The organism is Cellulosilyticum ruminicola JCM 14822, assembly GCF_001311925.1.
Classification (GTDB): Bacteria; Bacillota; Clostridia; order Lachnospirales; family Cellulosilyticaceae; genus Cellulosilyticum; species Cellulosilyticum ruminicola.
This window is the reverse complement of sequence record NZ_BBCG01000137.1, coordinates 1-2,458: the sequence shown is the minus strand read 5'-3', so window position 1 is coordinate 2,458 and position 2,458 is coordinate 1. Positions and strand designations below refer to the sequence as shown.

The following is a 2,458-nucleotide window of genomic DNA, read 5'->3' as shown; positions in this document are numbered from 1 at the left end:
GTATTAAAGAATACTACCTGCTATGTAGATAGTTCTGTAGGGCTTTAGAGTGGAAGATGATATAAAAAATCTAATGTAAATGGTTCCGCTAAAAACCTAAAATAACAAAAGGAGAGGTTCATATGGATAAAAATAGTTTAGTACACACAAAATGAGATTGCAAATATCACATAGTATTTGCACCAAAATTTAGAAGGTAAGAAATATATGGAAAACAAAAAAGAGAAATAGGAAAATACTTAGAGAACTGTGTGAAAAATATGATGTACAGATAATAGAAGCAAATGCCTGTCCGGATCATATATATATGTTGGTGTCTATACCACCTAAAATGAGTGTACCTAGATTTATGGGAATATTGAAAGGTAAAAGCAATCTAATGATATTTGAGAAGCTTATTAGTCTAAAGTATAAATACGGAAATAGACATTTTGGGTGTAGAGGATATTATGTAAGTACGGTTGGTAGAAATAAGCAAGCAATAGAAAAATATATAAAAATCAATTGCACGAAGAGATGATAACAGATCAAATAAGTTTAAAAGAATATGCAGACCCTTTTAAGGGTAGCAAGTAAAGGTTCTCACGCAAGTGGCGGAATCAAGAATGTGCCTTTAGACACGGTAAGTAACAGTGCCCTTATAGGCCTAACATAGAAAAAACATCAGCTAAGCTGGTGGATTCTTATTTTGATTAAAAGTAGATTTGTAGTGGAGAGAAATTGAAAAAAGGCTAAAATATTATGCATTATAGATGAAGAATACAAGAAATAAATATTATATATATGAAAAAATAAATATAGAACGCAAGCAAAAAATTTTTCAATAAAGACATATACTTAATTTAAAAGAAGGAATAGCTTTAAAAATAATGATTATAACGATTTATAATAGATATTAATGGAATGTATAAGTTTGACAATTTGGAATGTTAGTACTATACTCGTAGACGATTTAAGAATATTAACTTTAGGGAGTTGATTATAATGAAACAAATAAAAAAATTAATTGCTATTTTATGTGTATGCTTAAGTGCTTTAGCAGTAGGTTGTGGATCAAGTGTAGCAACAACAAATAATGCAGCAACAACAAATAATGCAGCAACAACAAATAATGCAGCACCGGCAGACGATGCAGCAGCTGATACAACAGCAACAAACTAGTTAAACTTATATGAAATAGTGAATAATATATAAAAAGAAGATATTCAAATACACAATGTCATTAAGTTAAGATGATAAAAAAGATTTCTATACTAATCAAATGGTATAGGAATCTTTTTTTGAAAAAATGTGTAGCCGCTCTCACTACTGACTGAATATAAAGGTAGTGAGAGCGGCCCTTGCAATTAAAGGAAACTTAGTTACAATGGGGATATATGAAACCAAACTAAATTAAAAAACTTTTATTAAATGATATCAAAAATGTAGTTGTGGATTCATATTATAAAATACCAGCACTTGCACGCTTAATTATTGAAAGTGAAAAAACACCAATCATGCCATACAAAAGACCCATGACTAAAGAGGGTTTCTTTAAAAAGTATGACTATGTTTATGATGAATACAACGATTGTATGATATGTACTAATAATAAAATTTTAAAATATAGCACAACGAATAGAGATGGCTATAGAGAATATAAGAGTAATAAACACGACTGCAAAAACTGTCCATTTTTAAAACAATGTACGTAAGGAACACGTAAAGGTTGTTATGAGACACGTATGAGATGACTGCATAGAAAAAGTTGAAGATATCTGTCATACATTAGGCAGTAAAGAAATATATAATCTAAGAAGCCAAACAATCGAAAGAGTTTTGCAGATACAAAAGAATTGCATGGTATGAGATATACACAATATAGAGGTTTAGAAAAAATCAAGATGGAGCTAAACCTCTTGTTTATATGTATAAATTTGAAAAAGTTAGCGATATGGAAGTATCGAAAGGGGCTACTACGTAGCCCTAATCAAAAAATAATAGTAAATTTTCATGGACTATATGTATAAACTTTTTATCAACTAGATATCTTTTTTAAAATATTTTATTTTTTAAAAATATTTAAAAAAATTAAAAAATAATATATAATTAATGAGTAAATATAAGTCTTATATTTAATTATTACTATAGGAGGTGAATAATATGGAATATAATACACCATCAGTTTTAACATTAAATAGTGCAGAAGATGCCAATCAAATTATTGTAGCTATGGTAATACCTATAGTGGTAGTACCTATGATGGTATTGTTATTTAATTAATAACTTTTATTTCCATTGACTGAAAACAGTTACTATGTTAAAGGCTAAATTTCCATAATTTTAGGCATGAAAATAGCCAGCATCCTGAGGTTTAATATATTAGACCATACCAAACACAAAGGAGCTGACTATGGACAATTATATTACTTTATTCGAAAAATTTATAGGCCTTATCGATTGGAAATTACTTCAAAAA

2 protein-coding genes and 2 pseudogenes are annotated in these 2,458 nt (G+C 28.6%); all 4 read left to right on the top strand.

What is annotated here, in order from left to right; translation table 11 throughout:
• The first annotated feature begins 170 nt into the window (after positions 1 to 170).
• A pseudogene (gene tnpA, locus JCM14822_RS18345) lies at positions 171 to 576 on the top strand (IS200/IS605 family transposase).
• 408 nt (positions 577 to 984) lie between these two features.
• Positions 985 to 1,161 carry a hypothetical protein gene (locus JCM14822_RS20845; RefSeq protein WP_157047906.1) on the top strand — a complete coding sequence of 59 codons (177 nt, stop codon included), beginning with the start codon at positions 985 to 987 and terminating at the stop codon, positions 1,159 to 1,161.
• Positions 1,162 to 1,430: 269 nt separating this feature from the next.
• Positions 1,431 to 1,694, top strand: coding sequence for a transposase (locus JCM14822_RS18340; protein WP_054744067.1), 264 nt, complete (start codon positions 1,431 to 1,433; stop codon positions 1,692 to 1,694).
• 132 nt (positions 1,695 to 1,826) lie between these two features.
• Positions 1,827 to 2,009, top strand: a pseudogene (locus JCM14822_RS25325) (transposase); the annotation flags it as partial.
• Between the last annotated feature and the right edge of the window lie 449 nt (positions 2,010 to 2,458).

What these genes read in the sequence shown, in the direction of transcription:
- JCM14822_RS20845 (WP_157047906.1), top strand. Translation starts at nt 985, where the DNA reads ATGAAACAAATAAAAAAATTAATTGCTATTTTATGTGTATGCTTAAGT.